At 66.5% G+C, this 17,393-nt stretch carries 15 protein-coding genes; 7 read left to right on the top strand and 8 right to left on the bottom strand.

Annotation, left to right across the window (positions count from 1 at the left end; genetic code table 11):
• Positions 1 to 381: 381 nt before the first annotated feature.
• Entirely contained in the window at positions 382 to 1,164 is a 783-nt protein-coding gene (locus HPT29_RS19435; protein WP_247654554.1) for a cysteine hydrolase family protein, read from the top strand.
• A gap of 90 nt (positions 1,165 to 1,254) precedes the next feature.
• Here the strand turns inward: HPT29_RS19435 and HPT29_RS19430 are convergent, their stop codons facing one another.
• Positions 1,255 to 1,974 (bottom strand): RNA polymerase sigma factor sigma-70 region 4 domain-containing protein, encoded by a 720-nt coding sequence (locus HPT29_RS19430; protein ID WP_173946213.1) that lies wholly within the window; start codon positions 1,972 to 1,974, stop codon positions 1,255 to 1,257.
• A 665-nt stretch (positions 1,975 to 2,639) separates the two neighbouring features.
• Between HPT29_RS19430 and HPT29_RS19425 the strand changes: the two genes are divergently transcribed.
• Positions 2,640 to 3,584, top strand: a complete 945-nt coding sequence (locus tag HPT29_RS19425; protein ID WP_173946212.1) for a DMT family transporter — start codon at positions 2,640 to 2,642, stop codon at positions 3,582 to 3,584.
• A 57-nt stretch (positions 3,585 to 3,641) separates the two neighbouring features.
• Here the strand turns inward: HPT29_RS19425 and HPT29_RS19420 are convergent, their stop codons facing one another.
• On the bottom strand, positions 3,642 to 4,532 hold the full coding sequence (locus tag HPT29_RS19420; RefSeq protein WP_173946211.1) for a LysR substrate-binding domain-containing protein: 891 nt from the start codon (positions 4,530 to 4,532) through the stop codon (positions 3,642 to 3,644).
• Between the two features lie 354 nt (positions 4,533 to 4,886).
• Here HPT29_RS19420 and HPT29_RS19415 point away from each other — a divergent pair, with 354 nt between their 5' ends.
• Positions 4,887 to 5,213, top strand: coding sequence for a DUF1127 domain-containing protein (locus tag HPT29_RS19415; protein ID WP_173946210.1), 327 nt, complete (start codon positions 4,887 to 4,889; stop codon positions 5,211 to 5,213).
• On the opposite strand, the gene HPT29_RS19410 is transcribed toward HPT29_RS19415, so the two are convergent.
• The 3 genes from HPT29_RS19410 to HPT29_RS19400 all read right to left on the bottom strand — a co-directional run bounded on the left by HPT29_RS19410 (position 5,210) and on the right by HPT29_RS19400 (position 9,270).
• The gene (locus HPT29_RS19410) at positions 5,210 to 5,947 is read right to left on the bottom strand and encodes a DUF937 domain-containing protein (protein WP_173946209.1); all 738 of its coding nucleotides are present in this window, start codon (positions 5,945 to 5,947) and stop codon (positions 5,210 to 5,212) included. The genes HPT29_RS19415 and HPT29_RS19410 overlap by 4 nt on opposite strands.
• A 93-nt stretch (positions 5,948 to 6,040) precedes the next feature.
• Positions 6,041 to 7,390 (bottom strand): MATE family efflux transporter, encoded by a 1,350-nt coding sequence (locus tag HPT29_RS19405; protein WP_173946208.1) that lies wholly within the window; start codon positions 7,388 to 7,390, stop codon positions 6,041 to 6,043.
• A gap of 32 nt (positions 7,391 to 7,422) precedes the next feature.
• Positions 7,423 to 9,270: a monovalent cation:proton antiporter-2 (CPA2) family protein gene (locus HPT29_RS19400; RefSeq protein WP_173946207.1), complete on the bottom strand. Its 1,848-nt coding sequence runs from the start codon at positions 9,268 to 9,270 to the stop codon at positions 7,423 to 7,425.
• Between the two features lie 340 nt (positions 9,271 to 9,610).
• On the opposite strand from HPT29_RS19400, the gene ispH reads away from it, so the two are divergent.
• From ispH to rnhA, 3 genes are read left to right on the top strand one after another with little or no spacing between them, the layout of a single operon-like run.
• On the top strand, positions 9,611 to 10,570 hold the full coding sequence (ispH, locus tag HPT29_RS19395; protein WP_173946206.1) for a 4-hydroxy-3-methylbut-2-enyl diphosphate reductase: 960 nt from the start codon (positions 9,611 to 9,613) through the stop codon (positions 10,568 to 10,570).
• 3 nt (positions 10,571 to 10,573) lie between these two features.
• Positions 10,574 to 11,539, top strand: a complete 966-nt coding sequence (locus tag HPT29_RS19390; RefSeq protein WP_173946205.1) for a homoserine kinase — start codon at positions 10,574 to 10,576, stop codon at positions 11,537 to 11,539.
• Entirely contained in the window at positions 11,536 to 12,003 is a 468-nt protein-coding gene (gene rnhA / locus HPT29_RS19385; RefSeq protein WP_173946204.1) for a ribonuclease HI, read from the top strand. The genes HPT29_RS19390 and rnhA overlap by 4 nt, the downstream gene beginning before the upstream one ends.
• A 161-nt stretch (positions 12,004 to 12,164) precedes the next feature.
• Here rnhA and HPT29_RS19380 read toward each other — a convergent pair whose 3' ends face one another.
• The gene (locus tag HPT29_RS19380) at positions 12,165 to 12,647 is read right to left on the bottom strand and encodes a peroxiredoxin (RefSeq protein WP_173946203.1); all 483 of its coding nucleotides are present in this window, start codon (positions 12,645 to 12,647) and stop codon (positions 12,165 to 12,167) included.
• A gap of 41 nt (positions 12,648 to 12,688) precedes the next feature.
• Complete coding sequence (locus HPT29_RS19375; RefSeq protein ID WP_173946202.1) at positions 12,689 to 13,516, bottom strand: protein-disulfide reductase DsbD domain-containing protein; 828 nt, start codon at positions 13,514 to 13,516, stop codon at positions 12,689 to 12,691.
• A gap of 106 nt (positions 13,517 to 13,622) precedes the next feature.
• On the opposite strand from HPT29_RS19375, the gene HPT29_RS19370 reads away from it, so the two are divergent.
• A complete protein-coding gene (locus HPT29_RS19370; protein ID WP_173946201.1) occupies positions 13,623 to 14,234 on the top strand; it encodes a YqgE/AlgH family protein in 612 nt (203 codons plus the stop codon).
• An 87-nt stretch (positions 14,235 to 14,321) separates the two neighbouring features.
• On the opposite strand, the gene HPT29_RS19365 is transcribed toward HPT29_RS19370, so the two are convergent.
• Complete coding sequence (locus HPT29_RS19365) at positions 14,322 to 17,201, bottom strand: EAL domain-containing protein (protein ID WP_173946200.1); 2,880 nt, start codon at positions 17,199 to 17,201, stop codon at positions 14,322 to 14,324.
• Between the last annotated feature and the right edge of the window lie 192 nt (positions 17,202 to 17,393).

Here is a 17,393-nt window from a genome sequence, read left to right as displayed (position 1 = left end):
AATCCCCCCGCCGCCCTCGAACCACCAATCCCGCACCTCCTGGCCATAACCCTCTTTCACGCCCAATAAGCTCCCGATGAACGATGCCTCCGTGATGACCGGGTTCGCGCCCCAAGCGCCCGTTCGCGGCGGCGCCGCTCGGTGCCGCTCACCGGGACAGTAGCGGCGCTTTTACTCTCCCTCCGTGCCCTGAAGACAGATGTATGGGGCCGTGTCGGAGCTCGTGAAATCGTTTTTCCATATTGCCGTTGCGTCTGTAAGTTTTTCCCGCGAAAGCCGTGAAAATAACAATCTGGTTCTACTTGCTGGAAGCCTGACGGCCGGGCTCTACTGTGCGGGCTCATTGACACATCATCTGTCGATAACAAGAGGATACGCACGATGACCATGAATGCCTCGCGCCGTCAGTTGCTCACGGCGGCGGCCGGTCTTGCCGCGACCACCGCTGTCGGATCTCAGGCCTTCGCCCAGGACGGCCAGAAGGCCTTCACGCCGGCCCCGATCCCGGACCTCGCCCCGCAGTGGAAAAAGCTCAATTTGGCGGAAATCCTGAAGCGCCCGGCGGCGTTCGCCTCGATCAGCCAGAACAACTCGCTCTACCGTCCCTGGGGCGCCCAGGCCTCCGAACGGCAATGGGAGAGGGGAACCCTTCCGGCGACCGTTAAGGTGGCCGAGGCGGCGCGACGGGCTGCCAACTTCAAGTCCTTCAGCTGGATCGGGTACTCGGTCTTCCGGGAAAGCTACCCGCAATCGATCTTCGACAAGGTGCAATACGAGACCTGGGTCGAGGGCCTGAATTTCGACGAGGCGAAGAAGCAGGCCGACAATGAGCTCGTCGACGAACTGAAGGCGCTGGTCCAGCCGGGCGACCTCCAGTTCAACGAGCTTGCCCTTCAGACGGCCTTCGTCGGAACCCAGCTTCCGCTCGAACTGGCGCGCAAGAAGATCGAGGTGATCGTTCTGACGGGCATTCACCTGGACTGGTGCATCGAGGGCAATGCCCGGGCCGCCCGGGACAACGGCTATCTTCCGATCGTCATCGGCGATGCCACCGCGACGCAAAAGCCCGAACAGCAGGCGGCCGCCTATGAGCGGATCAACAACTTCTTCGCGCCCGTGATCTCGTCCGACCACTTCGTCAGGCTCCTGTCGCAGCCGGCCTAGGCCGCGCCCGTTCACGCGCATGGCTGAGCCGGCCGCGAGCGGTGGCCGGCTCCTGAAGGCGAGCCTGACCCTCAGGCTCGTCCATTCCTCTCAAATCCCCCCGCCGCCCTCGAACCACCATTCCCGCACCTCCCAGCCAAACCCTTCCTCGCGCTGGATGCGCTCGAGATGGGCGGCGAGCTCGTCACGCAGCTCGTGGATCGTGCGGCGGGGTTTGGGGGCGTCGATGGCGTATGTGCCGGGTTCGGGCGCCACATGGCGGTGCTTGTCGATCTCGCCGAGCGTGCGGGTGAGGCGGGCGAGCGGCTGGAGCGAGCGTTCGGCGCGCTCGATGGGCTGGGTCTCCAGGATCGCGGCGTGGCGCTCGGCCAGCGTCCAGAGCCGGTCGACGATCTGCTCGCGCCTTCGGGCCGGCACGGTCGGAGCGGCCGGCGGGGTCTCCCGGCGGGCCGGGCGCGAGGGTGGCGGCGATGCGGGGGGCAGGGGCTCGGGCGCCTGCGGGGGCGGGCTTGCGTTCGTCCGCCGGCGCGATGGCTCCGGGTTGGGACAGGCGATGCGGGGCGCCGGGGCGGCGCCGTCCGGGCGCTTCCAGCCGCCCTGAATCACATAGCGGGAGATGGTGGACGGCGAGATTCCGAGCTGCCGCGCGATCTCCTTGTAGGGGCGGGCGGTGCATTCCACCCAGTCGCGCAGCAGGACGACGCGCTCCGGCGAGAGCTTCTCCGGAAACCGCGAGGGGGCAGGGCTGTCGGGATCGGACAGGGCGGGCTCCGTTGGGTCGGGCGAGGGGGTGGAGGGGAAAGACGTCATGGCAATGGGAACTCGGAAACAGAACAAAACGTGAACAATATATCGGCTCGGAGAGAATGGTCAAGGCTGAGCGCCTGACCGTCATTCCGGGGCCGCGGAGCGGAACCCGGAACCCGCGCACGAACGCTCAGGCAAGAACGCTCAGGAAGGATGCGAACCGCATGACGCCCCCTCGGACATGCTCCGGCGCCAGGGCCGGGCTCGTTCCGATCGGTGAGGGGCGGCGTTCCAAACCATCGGGATCACCGGCACAGGGCCGGCGATGACGTAGCGGGAAATACACCCTCCACGTCATGGCCGGGCTCGTCCCGGCCATCCCGATCATGAAAAGCGCACCGCGTCAGCCCATCGGAAGCACCGGGACCGATCCCCGGATCAAATTCGGGGACTGCGATGACGGAGCGGTGGAACGCGCGGACAGGCCCGCGCGCCGCTTGCCCATCCGGCACGACACGTTTCCTGAAAGCCACGCGAAATGCCCCTGGAACGCGCCGGTCCGGGCCGTTCCAGGGCGTTCCAGGGATTCCAAGGCCGTTCCAGGGGGCGTTCCAGGGCGGGGCCTTGGAACGTTTCATCACCGTTCCAGGGGCAATCGATCAGATATCATCATTTGTGCTGATGCGTCCGCAGGCGTATTCGAGGAGGCTTCGAGGGAACGAGACGCCATGACCGACGCCGCCGCCGCCATGCCCCCGCAGACCACGCCCGCCGGGCCCCTGAAGGGGCTCGACGGGACCACGCTCGGGCTCTATGCCGCCACCGTGTTCCTGTGGGGGGTGAGCTGGATCGGGATCCGGGCGCAGCTCGGGGTCGTGGCCCCGGAGATGTCGGTGCTGTGGCGCTTTCTGCTGGCGGCCGTGCTCATGTGGGCCTGGGTGCTCGCCACCGGGCACCGGGTGCGCTTCCCGCTCGCCGATCACGGGCGCTTCCTGGCCGTGGGCTTCTGCCTGTTCTCGTTCAACTTCCTGTCGTTCTATTATGGGGGGCTGAGCGTCCCGTCCGGGCTGCTCTCGGTGGTGTTCTCGCTCGCCTCCGTGTTCAACCTGGCCCTGAGCTTCCTCGTGTTCCGCCAGGTCGTGGAGCCCCGGGTGGCGCTCGGCGGGGCGATCGGCGTGGTGGGGATCGGCCTGCTGTTCTGGCCGGAGATCGCCGGGGCGGGCTTCAACGCGGCGGCGCTCAAGGGCCTCGGCCTGTGCGTGATGGGCACTCTGTTCTTCTGCTCGGGCAACATGATCTCGACGGTGGTGCAGCGCCGGGGCGTGCCGCTGCTCTCCGCCACCGCCTGGGGCATGACCTATGGCTGCGCGGTGCTGCTCGCGCTCAACCTGGCGCGCGGCAACGCCTTCATCGTCGAGCCGACCGTGAAATACATCGGCTCGCTGCTCTATCTCTCGGTCGGGGCGTCGGTGCTCGCCTTCATGGCGTATCTCACCCTGCTGCGGCGGCTCGGCGCCGCGCGGGCCGGCTACGCCACGGTGCTGTTCCCCATCGTGGCGCTCACGGTCTCGACCCTGATCGAGGGCTATGTGTGGACGCCGCTCGCGATCGTCGGCGTCGTGCTGGCGCTCGCCGGCAACGTGCTCGTGCTGCGCCGGCCGGCGGCGAAATAGCCGTTCCCGCCGGCGCGACCGTCCCGTCGGCGAACCGGCCCGTCGCCGGACGGCGCTCTACTCGGCCGCCAGGGGCGCCATGGTGCGGGTCGAGCCGAGATTGTCCAGCGACTGCTTGATGTGGAAGCCGAGCGCGTCGGCGAGGGAGTTCTCCTCGCCGCGGGCGCGGATCAGGCCGATCTTGCACGAGGGCAGGGCCGGGAAGCCGTCGGACGGACCGAGGATGCGCATGCCGGGCCGCACGGCGCTCTCCGGCAGGACCGACACGGCCAGCCCCGCCATCACGGCCGCCCCCACGGCGGTCGAGTGCCAGCTCACATAGGCGACGCGGAACGGCCGGCCGGCGCTCTCGAGCGCCTCCGTGGCCGAGTGGCGCCAGTCGCAGCTCGGGCGGCCGAGCGCCAGGGGAATCGGGCTCTCCTCGTGCACCCCGTGGCGCGTGGACGTGACCCAGAGCAGCTGCTCGATGCGCACGATCTCGGACGGCCCGCGCCGGTCCACATGGGTGATGATCGCGAGATCGAGGTCGCCGTGCTGCACCCGCTCGATCAGGTTCGGGGTCGGCTCGCACATCACCGTGACCTCGGCCTTCGGGTTCGAGCGCGAGAACCGGGCCAGGATCTCGGGCAGGTAGCGGTCGGCGTAATCGTCGGGGAGCCCCAGGCGCACCCGGCCGGTGAGCTCGTTCTCGTTGAACGACGCCATGCATTCGGCGTTCAGCCGCACGATCCGGCGCGCGTAGTCGAGCAGGCGCTCGCCCTCGTCGGTGAGCTTCGACAGGCGCCCGTCGCGCTCGAAGATCGCCTTGCCGACCCGGTCCTCGAGCCGCTTCATCTGCATGGAGACGGCGCTCTGCGTCTTGTGCACGATCTCCGCCGCCCGGGTGAACGACCCGGTATCCGCGATGGCCACGAAGGTGCGAAGCTGGTCGATATCAAGCAGATGCATGGCGATGCCCTCATCATCAATCATGTTGATGATACATATCTCAAACAATCGTTTCAAGTGATGAAAGACGTCTGGTAGAACCTTTCACATCCTGAGAAACAAATCAGGAAATTCAACGATTCGATTGGATGCCCGATGGTAGGTCCTTCCATGAAAGTCGTGGAACGCCGTGGAACATCCCTTGGAACGAGCTCTGGAACGCCCTGAAACGTTCCAACCCGAATCCCTGGAACGCTCCTGGAACGGGTGCTGCAGCAGGCGGGAACGCCCTGCAACATCCTGGAACGCCTTGGAACGCCCGTTCCACGGCGTTCCAAGGCCGATGACCTGAACGTGAGAGCAAGGAGACCTCCGATGAACCGGTCCGCATTATCGACGATGACCTTCTCAGGAACGGCCGCTCTGGGGCTGTTCGCCCGCGCGCTCACGAATCTCGTCAAGGCGCTGCAGCACCGACGGGAGGTCAGGAACCTCGCCGAGTTCGACGACAGGATGCTGGCGGATATCGGGCTGACCCGGGGCGACGTGATGGGCGCGCTCGACGAGCCTCTCACCCGCAACCCGTCATGGGTGTTGGTTCGAAGTGCCGAGCGACATTCCCGCGCCGAAAGGCTCGCCCCTGCGGCAGGGCCGGTCCGGCCCGTGGTTCCAGTGGTGAAGCCGCTCAAGCGCTTCGCTTAGGCCTTCCTGTCCTGGCTCTGCCAAGCGTCGCTGAAGATCGACTGAAGGGACGCGAGATACTGCAATTGCATCTCGCGTCCTTTTTCCATCATGTCGTCAAAGGACGCAGACGCGGCGGGAGGTTCCTCCTTCGGGGCCTCCGGACCGGGGGCCTTGAGAACGCTTGCCATCATGTCCTCGAACGGGTTGGCATGCTTCTTCTCGGGCGCCGTTGCGGTCATCCACCCGGCCCAGAGGTCCGCCCAGGGATTGGCGCCGCCCGGCTTCTCCTTCGTGGGGTCTTTGGCCGACGCGAAGGATTGAAGAGCCTGCGCATGCGCGGTCATCCAATGCGACATGCCGCCGGCCATGACGCCGGCGAGAATCGGGAACAATTGCTGCATGGTGTCGGTGCTGATGCCCGCGTAATCGGCGGCCTGATGCGCCACCCGGCGACTGACCTCGTCGGAGCCGAAGAGCTGATCGAGCAGCCGCCGTCCTTCCTGTTGCGCCTGCGGCGAGAAGGAGTTGCCGGCGGCCTGCCAGAAATTCTGAAAGGCGCCGCTCATCATGGATTGGACGAGGCGGGCCGGGTCGTTGGAGGCGGTCGCGTGCTGGAGCCCCATGGCGAAGGCCGGCATGAAGGCGGCCATCGTTTTCTGCGCCTGATCGCCCGACAGGTTGAACTGCTGCGCGAGGGTGGCCAGGGCTGCGTTGGTCTGAGCCTGGCGCATCAGATCGAACCAATTGAACATGGCAATCTCCTCGCTGACGAAACGCTCGTGGTCAGCCCCAAGGGGGCCATCGGCGAAAACGAACCCGTGATCGATGCCGGCACGCCCAGACCGTCACACGGCCCGGACAGCTTGCCTCTCCAGGCGCCGGATTGTCCAGAACGCAGTGATCACGGCCGCGATCCCGAACACCACGGATCCTGCTCCGATCCCCAGGAGGGCCCCCTTGGGGCCGCCGATCTGAGCGCCGAAATACGCGAACGGGATCATGCCCAGTGTCGCCCGCCCCCAGTTGAAGAAGGTGGAGAGGAGCGGATAGCCCAGATTGTTGAACGACGCATTGGCCACGAAGACGAGGCTCACGAAGAACCAGATGAAACCGCTGAGCTGGCAGAAGAACTGAACGATCTCGGCAGTGGCCGGCGGCGCGTTGAACGCCTGGGTGATCGGAACCCGCACGAGGAACAGGATCAGCCACATGCTGCAGACATAGACGGTCATGAAGATCAGTGCATCCTTGAGCGTCTGCTTCATGCGGTCATAGCGCTGAGCGCCCCAGTTCTGCCCGAGCACGGGCCCGATGGCCCCGGCCAGGGCGAAGACTCCCGCGAAGGACACGGGCGTGACCCGATCGATGATCGCCGAGGCGGCGATCGCCTGATCGCCGAACTGCGCCATCACGCCCGTGAAGAAGCCGTTCGCGACGGGCGCCGCGATGTTGGTGAGGATGGCCGGAACCGCGATGGCGAAGAACGGCCGCGCATCGGTGGCCAGCGCCGCCCAGCCGGGCCTACCGAGCAGACGATGAGCGCGGGTGAGATAGAGAAAGCTCACATAGATATACGCCACGCGCGCGATGCCGATGGTCAGCGCCGCGCCGTTGGCCTTCAGGCCGAGACCGAAGATGAGGATGGGATCGAGCACCACCGTGACGGCCGCCACGGACAGGGTGGCGTACATGCTGCGCTTGGCATCGCCGGCTGCGCGCAGCACGGTGGAGAACGCCATGCCGATGGCCATGAGGCCGTTCGTCGGCAGCGTGATCCAAAGGAAGTTGCGGGCCACCTCGTAGGTCTGATCGCTTGCCCCGATCGCGCTCAGGATCAGTGGCAGCAGGGGCAGGATGACGAGGCTGACGACGGTCGCGACCGCCGCCATGAGGATGCAGCACGAGGTGGCGAGACGGCGCGCATCGTCCGGCCGGCGTGCGCCCAGCGCGCGCGAGACGAGAGCCCCGATGGGGATCATCAGGCCCACGTTGATCGAGATCGTGAAGAACATCACCACGGTGGCGAGACCCACGCCGGCCGTCAGGCTCGGCTCGTTCAGCCATGAGATGTAGAGCAGGGACACGAGGTCGACGATGAAGATCGCGATGAGACCGACCGACGCCGTTCCGGTCATGACCAGGACGTGGCGCATGGTCGAGCCGACCACGAAGCGTGGCGGGGGCTCGCCCGCCATGCCAACCTTCTTTACCGAGGGCTCCGCGTCCATTACGACACGCCTTCGCCGAGAATGTCCCGCGTCTCCGGGCTGAGAGCCCGGGCCTTGCTCGTGGGAACGGTGAGCGGCTCGGGCGTGATCCTGGCGCCCATCACCAGCTCGGCTCCTCCCATGCTGCCCACCTCTTTCTGCAGCACGAGGCGCGCGATATCGCGCTTGCGCACGTCGTTGGCTGCGGCCGCCGCCGCCTCCGGCTCAGTGCCGAGCTCCTCGAGGGCCGCCCGTCCGAACACGATCGCGGATTCGAACACCTCGCGGATCTGGTAATCCACATCCCGGTTCATGAGTTCGATCGCATGGATCCGATCGAAGGCGCGCACGAAGCTGCGGGCGTTCTGGAAGTTCTCATGGATGATCTCGATGATCTTCATGAGCGCCTCCTGGTCGTCGATGCAGATGCAGATCATCTCGGCCTTCTCGGCACCGGCCGCGCGCAGCACGTCGAGGCGGGTTCCGTCGCCGTAATAGACCTGAAGCCCGAACCGGCCCGCGTCGCGGATGCGCTCGACATCCTTGTCGATCACCGTTGCTTCGATGCCCTGCGCGAGCAGAACCTGGTTCACGATCTGGCCGAACCGGCCGAAGCCGATCACGAGAACGCGGCTTTCGAGCTCGCCTTCGAGGCCGGCGAGCCCGGGCAGATCCGGCTGCTCGTCGCTCTCACCGCGCTTGGCGACCATTCTTTCGACGAAGGTCGACAGGAGCGGGCCCAGCAGCATGGTGATGGCGGCGAGCGCCGTGACCGGCTGCGCTTCCGCGGGAGACATGAGCCCGAGCCCCGTGGCAACCGGGATCAGCACGAAGGCGAACTCGCCCGCCGTGCACAGTAGCGTGCCCGAACGCAGCCCGTCGCGCCAGCTGGCACCGAAGAGCTTCGACAGAACTGCGATGAGAAGGCTTTTGCCGATGATCACCGCAGGCGCCGCAATGAGGAGCAGCAGCCATTGCTCGCGCACGAGGGCAAGGTCGATGGACATGCCCACGCTCATGAAGAACAGGCCTAGCAGCATACCGCGGAACGGCTCGATATCGGCTTCGAGCTGGTGACGAAAGTTCGACTCGGCGAGCAGCAATCCGGCCAGGAAGGCACCCATCGCCATGGAGAGGCCAACCTCCTGCATGAGCAGGGCGGCACCGAGGACAACAAGAAGCGCGGAGGCGGTCATGACCTCGCGGGCGCCGCTGCGGGCGAGGATGCGAAAGAAGGGGTTGAGGCCGTAACGGCCGACCAGCACGACGGCGGTGATCCCGAGCAGCGCCTCGCCGACCGACAGGAGGCGATCCACGAGGGAGCCCTGCTCCGCCGCTCCGGAGGCGAGCAGCGGCAGAACGGCAAGCAGCGGAACGACGGAGAGGTCCTGGAACAGCAGGATCGCGAAGGAGCGCTGGCCGTACGGCGTCTGCAGGTCGTTCCGCTCGCCCAGCATCTGGAGCGCAATCGCCGTGGCCGAGAGCGCGACGGCCACGCCCGTGACGAAGGAAGCCTCGGCCGAGAACCCGATGGCGTAAGCCGCTCCGCCGAGAACGAGGGCCGTCACGGTCAGCTGGGCCGAGCCGAGGCCGAAGATGTCGCGCTTCATCTCCCAGAGATGGGACAGCTTCAGCTCGAGCCCGATGATGAACAGGAGCAGCACCACGCCCAATTCCGCGACGGTCGCGATGGTCTGGGGATCCTCCACCAGACTCAGGCCCGACGGTCCGATCGCGACGCCAGCCGCGAGATAGCCCAGGACAGCGCTCAGACCGAGGAGCCGGAACACGGGCACGGCCACGACAGCCGCCCCGCAGAAGGTCAGGATAGGTGGAAGGAAGCTGACGTGGGAAGCGGTGGAGGCCATGAGCGATCAGGGAAGGTGACGGGGTGTGTCACCTTTCTAGGGATTCCAACGCCCAAGTGCGAGCGATTCTTGACGGGAACGGCCCCGCTTCGTGCCCCACCGCACAGGTTCGGTTTCCCAACCGCCACGTCATGACCGGGCTCGCCCGGTGATCTCGATTGTTTGGAATGTTGTCCTTTTCCGTATCGAGATGGCCGGCACAAGGCCGGCCATGACGTCGAAACGTCATCGGCATGGCCGGGCTTGTCTCGGCCATGCCGGGAGAGGATGTCACGTCCGCCGCGAAACTGCGTCGCTCCCGCTTGACAGGAGGGGTCTCGTCTCGCCACATCGCCAGATCATGACCAGGCCTTCTCTCGACATTCTGCTCTGTGCCCCGCGCGGCTTCTGCGCCGGGGTCGTCCGTGCCATTGATGCGGTCGAGAAGGCGCTCGCGATCCATGGGGCGCCGGTCTATGTGCGCCATGAGATCGTGCACAACAAATACGTCGTGGAAAACCTGAAGCGGAAGGGCGCGGTCTTCGTCCGGGAGCTCGACGAGGTCCCGGACACGAAGGCGCCGGTGATCTTCTCGGCTCACGGGGTCCCCAAATCGGTCCCGGAGGCGGCGGCCGCCCGCAGCCTCTTCGGGATCGACGCCACCTGTCCGCTGGTGACCAAGGTGCACCGGGAGGCACAAGTCCACTACAAGCGGGGCCGCCACATCATCCTGATCGGCCATGCGGGGCATCCGGAGGTGATCGGCACCATGGGCCAGTTGCCCGACGGGGCCGCCACCCTGGTGGAGACCGTGGACGACATCGCCCGGATGCAGCCTGCGGACCCGGACAACCTGGCCTTCGTCACCCAGACGACCCTCTCGGTCGACGACACCCAGGACATGGTGGATGCCCTGAGGGCACGGTTCCCGTCGATCGTCGGCCCGCACAAGGAAGACATCTGCTACGCCACCACCAACCGACAGGGCGCGGTCAAGCGCGTGGCGCCCCTGGTCGATGCCATGATCGTGGTGGGCTCGCCCAATTCCTCCAATTCCCAGCGCCTGCGGGAGGTGGCCGAGCGGGAAGGCTGCTCCCTGGTCCGGCTGATCCTGCGGGCCGAGGACATCGACTGGAGCCTGTTCGGGAACATCCGCAGTCTCGGCATCACGGCCGGCGCGTCGGCGCCCGAGATCCTGGTCGAGGAGATCATCGATGCGTTCGCGGAACGTTTCGAGGTGTCGGTCGAGAGCGTGTCGACGGCGGACGAGAGCGTTTTCTTTCCTTTGCCTCGCGAGCTTCGTGAGCAGGCGGCGGAGTAAGCGGTGGCGGTCTATACGGAAGTCAGCGACGAGGAGCTGTCGGCTTTCCTCGATACCTACGACATCGGTACGGTGCTCTCCTACAAGGGCATCGCCGAGGGCGTGGAGAACACCAACTATTTCCTTCACACTACGAAGGGCTCCTACATCCTGACCCTCTACGAGAAGCGGGTGCGGGAGGACGACCTGCCCTTCTTCCTCGGCCTCATGCAGCATCTGGCCCTGAGGGGGCTGAACTGCCCGTTGCCGGTCAACAACCGCCGCGGCGAGCCCCTCGGGCGCGTGGCCGGTCGTCCGGCCGTGATCATCACGTTTCTCGAAGGCATCGCGATCCGCCGTCCCACGGCGCAGCATTGCGGTGCGCTCGGTGCCGCCCTGGCGAAGCTGCATCTGGCCGGGCAGGACTTCACGATGCGGCGGCCCAACGCCCTCTCGCTGGAGGCATGGGCGCCGCTCTTCGCCCAGGCCGAGGCTCAGGCCGACACGGTCTCGATCGGCCTCGCCGAGCGCACGCGGCGCGAGCTCGCAAGCCTCGCGGACGCCTGGCCCCACGACCTGCCGTCCGGGATCATCCATGCGGATCTGTTCACCGACAACGTGTTCTTCATCGGGTCCGAGGTGTCGGGGCTGATCGATTTCTACTTCGCCTGCACGGACGCCTTCGCGTACGACGTCGCGATCTGCCTCAATGCCTGGTGCTTCGAGATCGATGCCTCGTTCAACCTGACCAAGGGTCGGGCGATGCTGGCGGGCTACCAGTCGGTGCGGCGCCTGGAGCCGGACGAGGTCGAGGCCCTGCCGATCCTCTGCCGGGGCTCCGCCATGCGCTTCATGCTGACCCGCCTGGTCGACTGGCTCAACGTGCCGCCGGGTGCCCTGGTGAAGCCGAAGGACCCGCTGGAATACGACCGCAAGCTCAACTTCCACCGCCATGTGAAGCATGCGCGCGAACTCGGGCTCGGCGCATGAGCGGGGCGGAGCGCGTGATGATCTACACGGACGGCGCCTGCTCGGGAAATCCCGGGCCGGGCGGCTGGGCGGCGATCCTGTTCTTCAAGGGCAGCGAGAAGGAGGTCTCCGGCGGGGAGGCTCACACCACCAACAACCGCATGGAGATCCGCGCGGCCATCGAGGGCCTGAACGCCCTCAAGCGGTCCTGCGCGGTCGATCTCTTCACGGATTCGCAGTATGTGCGCCAGGGCATCACGCAATGGATGCACAACTGGAAGCGGCGCGGCTGGCGCACCGCCGACAACAAGCCGGTGAAGAACGAGGATCTCTGGCGCGAACTCGACGCGGCCGCGTCCCGGCACGACGTGGCCTGGCACTGGGTCAAGGGGCACGCGGACGATCCGACCAACATCCGGGTCGACGAACTCGCCGTCGCGGCGATGAAGCCGTTCAAGAGCCAGGGCCGCAGAGCGCGCGTCTGACCGTCCGTTGCGGCACTCTCCGGTCCTGCCGCCTGGCACGTCATGGCCGGCCCTGTGCCGGCCATCCCGATGCGAAAAGCGCCGCGTCTCTTCGATCGAGGTCACCGGCACAAGGCCGGTGATGACGAGAGGTGAACGTCCGATCCATTGCTGGAGACGGATCAGAGATCCTTCATGATGTTCTCGGCGCCGGAATGCTGCGCCTTGGAGGGGGCATCCTCCACGTTGATCGCCCGGACCACGCCGTCGTCGACCACCATCGAATAGCGCTGCGAGCGGGTGCCGAGGCCGAAGCCCGAGCCGTCCATGGACAGGCCGATGGCCTTGGCGAAATCGCCATTGCCGTCGGACAGGAACTCGATGCCCTCGGCCCCGGAGGCCTTGCTCCAGGCATCAAGCACGAAGACGTCGTTGACCGACGTGACGAGGATGGAATCCACGCCCTTGGCCCGGATCTCGTCCTTCTTCTGCACGTAGCCGGGCAGGTGGTTGCGATGGCAGGTCGGCGTGAAGGCGCCGGGCACGGCGACGAGAACCACCTTGCGGCCCTTGAACAGGTCGTCGGTCGTCTTGGCGACCGGCCCGTCGGGGGTCATGATGCGGAAGGTGACCTGGGGAAGGCGTTCTCCAACCTGGATGGGCATGGGCATATGTCTCCGAAGGAATGCCGTTGAATGCTCCATCCCTAGCGCGGCATCCCATTCCCGTCGAGGCTCACGTCCGTCTCGACGGACTTTCCCCCGGCCACGAGCGTCAGGCGCAGGGGGACGGCCGCCGCGGCCTCCTTGGGCTTGTCCTCGACGGTGACCGTGAAGCGGTTCGCGTGGTCGGGCAGGGAGGTCGAGACGATCCAGTTCTCCGGACCCTCGGCGAACAGGGAGGGCTTTGCGCCCTCCGGGGCACGCACCGTAACGGAATAGGCTGGCTTGTCCCGCGTCGCGGGCTCGACGGACAGCACCGCCAGATCGGCCGGGGCTCCGAGAGGCTGCGGGCGCGGCACCTTCGCGATAGCCGCCTCGATGGCGTCCCGGTCCTGGCCGCCGGCGGTGAGGTCGAGGCTCAGATCGGCCCGGGCCGGAATGCAGATGTCCTTGCAGACCCCGTATTCGGCCGCCAGGACGAGCCTGACCGGCTTGGTCCTGTCCTGTGCCCTGACCAGGACGGGCAGCACGACCTTCTTGCCGTAGACATAGGCCACGCCCGCGGCATCCTCGTGCCGGGTGGGGGCGGGATAGCGGATCTCGGTGCCGGCCACGTTCTCGGAGCCGGTCCAGTCGAAACGGGGCGGCAGGCCGGAATCGCCCGGATTGCGCCAGTAGGTCTTGAAGCCCGGGTCGAGGGCGATTTCGATCCCGGCAAGCCAGACGTCCCCCTGCTGCCCCCCGGAGATCAGGCGGGCGCGGGAATGGAAGCCCTGGGACGAGGCGGGTTGCTTGGCGGGCTGTGCGGCGATGGCGGTGACGGACAAGAACAAAAAAATCGCGACCGAAACGGTGCGGAACATGAATGCCATGGAACTGACACCTCCCTGACGCGCTTCCCTTATGCATTTATCTTCGGGCCCGCCATCCACGATCCTGTGATCGGGGGCTTGGGTCCGGCAAGGCAGAATTTAGCATATGGGCTCTTTCCTTCCTTCCTACGACACCGGATCCCCTTACCTGGACGGGCAGGTCCTCGTGGCCATGCCGGGCATGATGGACGAGCGCTTCGCGCGGTCGGTCATCTACATCTGCGCCCATTCGGCCGAAGGCGCGATGGGGATCGTCCTCAACCGGCCGGCCGCAAACCTGAACATGCCGGACCTGCTGGTGCAGCTCGAGATCCTTCCCGAGCCGGATCGCATCCGGCTGCCGCAGAAGGTGGGCTCCATGCAGGTGCTGATGGGGGGGCCCGTGGAGACAAGCCGGGGCTTCGTTCTCCATTCCCCGGACTTCCACCTCGCCCAATCGACCCTGCCCATCGACGACAGCATCTGCCTCACCGCGACCATTGATATCCTGCGCGCCATCGCCCGGGGCGACGGGCCGGAGAACGCGGTGCTGGCCTTGGGCTATGCAGGCTGGGGCGCCGGGCAGCTCGAGATGGAGCTGCAGGCCAACGGCTGGCTCAACTGCCCGGCCGACGCGGAGCTCGTCTTCAACACCGCGGCCGACCTGCGCTACGAGATGGCCCTGCGCCGGATCGGGATCGAACCCGCCATGCTGTCGATGGAAACCGGCCACGCCTAGCGCGTCGTGCGGCCCTCCGGGTCCGCCCCGAACGATGCGCCGGCCAAGACGAAGAGCATCGGCTCGATGCTCTAGGGCGACGGTTTCTTACGCCGCCGCCGGGGCCGCGCCGACGAGCTGGCGGGCCTGCAGGGTCGACATCGGCTCTCCGAAGACCGGTCCCTGGGCGTATTCGCACCCGAGCTGGTAGAGCTCGATCACCTCCGATTCGCTTTCCGCCCCCTCGGCCACGATCTCCATGCCGAGCTCATGGGCCATCTTGACGATGGAGCGCAGGATGACCGGCTTGCCGGAGCCCATCAGGCGCACGAAGGACTCGTCCACCTTGATCGTATCGAACGGGAATCGCTGCAGGTAGGAGAGGGCGGAGTAGCCGGTCCCGAAATCATCGAGCGAGAGGCCCGCTCCGAGATCGCGCAGGCGCGTGAGCATCTGGGCGGAATATTCCGGATTCTCCATCACGAGGCTCTCGGTCATCTCGATCTTGAGCGTGCCGGGAACGACCCCCGTGCGGGCCACGACCGATTTCACGTCCTGCAGCAGGTCGTGGCGCAGCAGGTGATGGCTCGACATGTTGACGCTGGCGAAGATCGGCGGCTCGACCTCGAGGGCGTTCTGCCAGGCGGCGAGCTCGCGGCCCGTCTGCTCCAGCAGGAAGACGCTGAGCTTGATGATCAGCCCAGTCTCCTCGGCGATCGACATGAAGTCTTCGGGCCCGATCCGTCCGAGACGCGGATGGTCCCAGCGCAGCATCGATTCGAAGCCCGCGATGGTCCTGTCCTCCAGGCGCACGATGGGCTTGAACAGCACGCGCATCTCGTTGCGGTCGAGCGCGTGGCGCAAGTCCGTCTCCATGGTGAAATGGTCGCTGCGGTCCGAGCGCATGGTCGGCCGGAACACCTCGATCCGGTCGCCGCCGTGGCGCCGCGCATGGGCCATGGCGATCTCGGCGTTGCGCAGCACCTCCTCGCGCCGCGCCGCGATCTGCGGATCGTAGAGGGCGATACCGATGGACGCGGTGAGGAAGATCTCGCGCTCCGCATAGGTGAACGGCGTGGTCACGACGCGCCTGACCATGTCGGCGAAGGAAATGATGCGGTCGGGTTCGCGCTCGGAGAGCAGGATGATGGCGAACTCGTCGCCCGAGATGCGCGCGAGCGTGTCCTGCGGCTTGAGCAGGCGGCTCAGGCGGCGGGAGAGGGTGAGCAGCACCGAGTCGCCGGCCGCGTATCCCGCCGTCGCGTTCGCGTCCTTCAGTTTGTCGATGTCGACGACGAGCACGGTGGGACGCAAGGCATCGTCCTGGCCGGCGAAGGTGAGGGCGGCCTCCAGCCGGTCGTAGAAGAGCTGCCGGTTCGGCAGACTCGTCAGGTTGTCGTGCACCGCGTCGTAGAGCAGGCGCTCTTCGGCGGTCTTGCTGTCCATGACGTCGGCCAGGGTCCCGACGATGCGCAGCACCTCGCCGTCCGAGCCGATCACGGGCCGCGCCTTCAGGCGATACCAATTGTGCGCGCCGGACGCCGAGCGCAGGCGGAAATCCTGGGTCAGCCGGCCGCGGCGCTGCTCGATCACCGCATCGAGGGCGAGCCGGTAGCGGTCCTTGTCGAAGGGATGGATCAGGTCGAACCAGGCGGAGGCGGGTCCTTCGAGCGAGCCGCGCTTCAATCCGAGCTGATGCTCGACCTCGGGGCTGACGAAGATGTTGTCGGAGACCACGTCCCAGTCGAACACGATGTCGCCGGCGCCGGTCAGGGCCAGGGCCCGGCGTTCCGTGTCGTTCACGAAGCCGCGCGTGAAGGCACCGCCCGCGAAGGCGTGCTGCATGACCGTGAAGCCGATGAGCATGACGACGAGAACGAGGCCGCCGACGAGGGCCGGGGGAACGAGGTCCGACGTGAGCTGGCCGACGACCGTGAAGCTCGCGGCCGTCACCCAGGCGACCAGGAGGAGCCACGTGGGGACGAGCATCACCGCGCGGTCGTAGCCGTGCGTGGCCAGATGGATCACGAGGACGAAGCCGATGCCGGCGACGGCCGCGATCGACATGCGGGCGACGCCCGAGGCCACCGGCGGATCGACGATGGCCAGCGCCACCATGGCCCCGAGGAACAGCAGCCAGAAGGCGGTCACGTGGCTGTAGCGCACGTGCCAGCGGTTGAGATTGAGGTAGGCGAAGAGGAAGACGAGCAGCGTCGCCGAGAGCACCGCCTCCGCGCCGGCGCGATAGACCTGCTCGGTCGCTTCGCTGATCGGGAAGATGCGTTGGAAGAAGCCGAAATCGATGCACGCATAAGCCAGCACCGCCCAGGCCAGGGCGGCGGCGGCCGGGAAGATCAAGGCCCCCTTCACCACGAACACGATGGTCAGGAACAGGGCCAGCAGGCCCGCGATGCCGATGATGATGCCCTTGTAGAGGGTCAGCCCGTTGACCCGGTCCTTGTAGGCGTTGGCGTCCCACAGGTGGAGCTGGGGCAGATTGTTGGAGCGCAGCTCCGCCACGAAGGTGACGGTCGTGCCCGGATCGAGGGTGATGAGGAAGATGTCCGCATCCGCGCTGTCGTCCCGGTCGGGCCGGATGCCCTGGCTCGCGGTGATCGCGGCGATCCGGGTCGCGCCCAGATCCGGCCAGAGAACGCCGGAGCCGGTCAGGCGGAAATGCGGCGCGACCAGAAGGCGGTCGACCTGCTCGTCGGTGTCGTTGGTGAGCGCGAAGACGATCCAGTCGGGCCGGGTTCCGGCCTCGCGCGCCTTCACGGCGATGCGCCGGACGATGCCGTCGCGCCCCGGCGCCGTGGAAATCCTGATCTCGTCCCCGTCCGAGTTGTAGCGCTCGATGGCCGGGGTGAGATCAATGGCCTTCATCTTGGGATCGACGCGAACGGATTCGACCGCCCAGCCGGACGACGGAAAGGCCAGCCCCAGGAATGCCGCCAAAAGAAGGGTTATGGCGAAAGATACGATCCGCAATGCTTCGGTCTTTCGTCCGGTACTAAAACAGTGGAACAGGATTGGTACCGGTCAGGAGCCTTGAGAGCAAGCTGGGGCCGGAGGGGCCCGTCACTTGTCCGCAGGACTCGTTTGTTATCGTTACTATGTGGCCATGAGGCCAGTTTGCGGCGGGATTGAGGAGAATTAGCCGTGACCATGGGGAAGGTCCGG

The organism is Microvirga terrae (genome assembly GCF_013307435.2).
Lineage (GTDB): Bacteria > Pseudomonadota > Alphaproteobacteria > Rhizobiales > Beijerinckiaceae > Microvirga > Microvirga terrae.
This window is presented reverse-complemented; position numbering and strand designations above follow the sequence as displayed.

Bases quoted from the DNA above. Each gene is read 5' to 3' on its own strand.
- HPT29_RS19425 (WP_173946212.1), top strand. From the start codon at position 2,640: ATGACCGACGCCGCCGCCGCCATGCCCCCGCAGACCACGCCCGCCGGG.
- HPT29_RS19415 (WP_173946210.1), top strand. From the start codon at position 4,887: ATGAACCGGTCCGCATTATCGACGATGACCTTCTCAGGAACGGCCGCT.
- HPT29_RS19400 (WP_173946207.1), bottom strand. From the start codon at position 9,270: ATGGCCTCCACCGCTTCCCACGTCAGCTTCCTTCCACCTATCCTGACC.
- ispH (WP_173946206.1), top strand. From the start codon at position 9,611: ATGACCAGGCCTTCTCTCGACATTCTGCTCTGTGCCCCGCGCGGCTTC.
- HPT29_RS19420 (WP_173946211.1), bottom strand. From the start codon at position 4,532: ATGCATCTGCTTGATATCGACCAGCTTCGCACCTTCGTGGCCATCGCG.
- HPT29_RS19410 (WP_173946209.1), bottom strand. From the start codon at position 5,947: ATGTTCAATTGGTTCGATCTGATGCGCCAGGCTCAGACCAACGCAGCC.
- HPT29_RS19380 (WP_173946203.1), bottom strand. From the start codon at position 12,647: ATGCCCATCCAGGTTGGAGAACGCCTTCCCCAGGTCACCTTCCGCATC.
- HPT29_RS19370 (WP_173946201.1), top strand. From the start codon at position 13,623: ATGGGCTCTTTCCTTCCTTCCTACGACACCGGATCCCCTTACCTGGAC.
- HPT29_RS19405 (WP_173946208.1), bottom strand. From the start codon at position 7,390: ATGGCGGGCGAGCCCCCGCCACGCTTCGTGGTCGGCTCGACCATGCGC.
- rnhA (WP_173946204.1), top strand. From the start codon at position 11,536: ATGAGCGGGGCGGAGCGCGTGATGATCTACACGGACGGCGCCTGCTCG.
- HPT29_RS19430 (WP_173946213.1), bottom strand. From the start codon at position 1,974: ATGACGTCTTTCCCCTCCACCCCCTCGCCCGACCCAACGGAGCCCGCC.
- HPT29_RS19375 (WP_173946202.1), bottom strand. From the start codon at position 13,516: ATGGCATTCATGTTCCGCACCGTTTCGGTCGCGATTTTTTTGTTCTTG.
- HPT29_RS19435 (WP_247654554.1), top strand. From the start codon at position 382: ATGACCATGAATGCCTCGCGCCGTCAGTTGCTCACGGCGGCGGCCGGT.